Below are 2292 nucleotides of genomic sequence, written 5' to 3'. Positions count from 1 at the left end.
TCCGCTGTTTAAGCTTCTCAGGTACATTTTAATTTGTAGAGGTTTCGTTGGTGGTGTGTTCCTAGGGAGTCCGGTAAAGTCGCCATCTAGGGTGTTTTTGTCTCTGGGCAAGTACAAAGGTTTTAACGTGGTGTTTGGTGTAGTTGGGTGTTCTAAAACATCTAACCAGTTCATCAAACATCACTCCGGCCACAAAAACACGTGGCCTACGTTGGACGCACGATAGAGCCGTGCGCCGTTTATAAAAGCGTTAAGTGACCATATGAAAAATATAATTCTAACGATAATAATTGGACTACTAGCAGGTTGTGGTTTTCAACAATATAAACCAAACGAAAGCTTGGTTATCGGAAACCAAAGCTGTACCTCTTTGTCTGGTAAATACACCTTAAACTTCGAAAACTATTCACATTACAATAGCCTTGGTTTTTGGCAACTTCGTCAATACGATCAATTTGAAATAAATGCATCCGCTAATGAACTATTGTTCACTGGGTACAAAAATGAATCTGTAGTTAATTCATCACAAATACTACGTCCTGACTGGTCTTGCTCAAAGGGTATTCTTGCCATCGATATCAAAAATGAAACTCAAAATAATGGTGGTGTAACAGTCTATGAGGCAAGATCATTACAGCTATATTCTTACAAAGCTGGCGAAGTTTACGTTCGCTATAAACAAACTAGTACGGGCCTGGCTTTCTTAATTCCGGTAAGCACCTTCGATGATAGTGTAGTTAAATTAAATGCACTGCATTAAATCACTTAACAAGTTTATCAAACCTCGTTCCGCCCACGAAGGAACGTGGGCTACACTGGACGCGCAAAGACACGCGCGCCGTTTATAAAAGCGTTATATTTAGGGAGTAGTAATGAAAATTGGAAGTTCTATCGTATGTTTGGCAGTAATATTTTTAGCCGCCTGCAGTAGTGGGGGTAATGATACGCCAGACCCGCTCGGAATAAATGGTCTTTGGTCTGCTTCCTGCTATTACGATGAAGAATATGGCGATTATAATCTCGAGTCTTATATATTTAATGGTTACAGTCTAACCGCAAGTTTGGAAGTTTACTCAAATTCATTGTGCACTGGTCAGCCTGATATAGAAGTTAGTGGCAGTGGTACTTTTACACTTGGAAATACAGTTATTACCGCTGGCGGTCCTGAAGCCATCGAGTTCGATGTCATTCTAAAAATAGAAGATCAAACGCTTCAAGTTGCTGACCTTATTCGTGTAGATGGCGACTCACTAAACTGGGGTGTCTATATTGATGGCTCCATTAGGCCAACAGAAATAGACTTTGATGAAACGTATTTTAGACAATAAATATAACAAGTACATCAATGATCGCCCACAAAAGAAATTGTGGGCTGGACCGTCGCTACGCTCCGGCCCATTATGTAAGCGTTACATGCCAATGGAGAGCATTACATGAGGTTAACGACTCTAGTCTTTTTTGCTTTTTTGACTGGGTGTAGTACCCACCAAACAACATTAAAGCAAGATGGTGGTTACAAAATATATGCCATAGAAGAGCAAAAGATTTTTCAATTGACATATCAAGAAATCACATCAATCGTTGATGATGAAATCGTTAATGAAATTGATGGTCCAGAAAGAGGATTCTCTACCAGAATGACTTGGGGTCTGGATTGGTATAACGTCTTCGTCAAGATTGTTCCCGTTGAGGGTGTTAGTTTAAGCGGTAAGAATGTTAAGGGCTATTTTGTAGAGCTTGGCGGAAAAGGAACTTACCCGACTTCAAGGCCGCAAAAAATTATTGATAATATTCAGAAAAAGCTTGAAGAATCAGGTACGGGGGTAATGGTTAGCTCATACAGAAAATCATCCTACCAGTTTGAGCGCGACCGGTGGCGCCTAAACGAGAAGGCATCTGCTAGAGATAACGGTGATTCGGTTATGGACAGGCTTCTTAAATTAAAGGTGCTTAGGGATGAAGGTGTGCTTTCTGAAGGTGAGTATCAAGAAAAGAAATCTGAATTGCTTAAGCAGCTATAGCATGTAACAAGCGCATGTTGCCGGACTGGTTTTCCGCTACGCTCCAAACCAGCCGCAAATGCGGGCGTTGGTATGACTCCCCACGTCAAGAGGCCCGCACAAAATCCTGCCGGAACCTCGGCCAGAGCCTTTCTTTTTAATTAACATTCTTCCCGTTAGGGAAGCGTCAACGCATCAGATGAAGCAAGTAATTTCGACGGTGATCATGCTGGTATTCGTGGGTTGCTAACGCGACGCGTTAACCTATCCAACCTTACTTATTACGTCGTGG

3 protein-coding genes are annotated in these 2292 nt (G+C 41.7%); all 3 read left to right on the top strand.

Translation table 11 applies throughout. The features are described 5' to 3' along the window. The first annotated feature begins 262 nt into the window (after positions 1–262). The 3 genes from A3729_RS12835 (at position 263) to A3729_RS12825 (ending at position 2021) form a co-directional block, all read left to right on the top strand. Positions 263–760 (top strand): hypothetical protein, encoded by a 498-nt coding sequence (locus tag A3729_RS12835; RefSeq protein ID WP_068511113.1) that lies wholly within the window; start codon positions 263–265, stop codon positions 758–760. A 112-nt stretch (positions 761–872) separates the two neighbouring features. Continuing rightward, positions 873–1328 (top strand): hypothetical protein, encoded by a 456-nt coding sequence (locus A3729_RS12830; protein ID WP_068511111.1) that lies wholly within the window; start codon positions 873–875, stop codon positions 1326–1328. 105 nt (positions 1329–1433) lie between these two features. Beyond that, positions 1434–2021: an SHOCT domain-containing protein gene (locus tag A3729_RS12825; RefSeq protein ID WP_068511109.1), complete on the top strand. Its 588-nt coding sequence runs from the start codon at positions 1434–1436 to the stop codon at positions 2019–2021. The last annotated feature ends 271 nt before the right edge of the window (positions 2022–2292 follow it).

It is taken from the genome of Oleiphilus sp. HI0043 (assembly GCF_001634935.1).
This window is presented reverse-complemented; position numbering and strand designations above follow the sequence as displayed.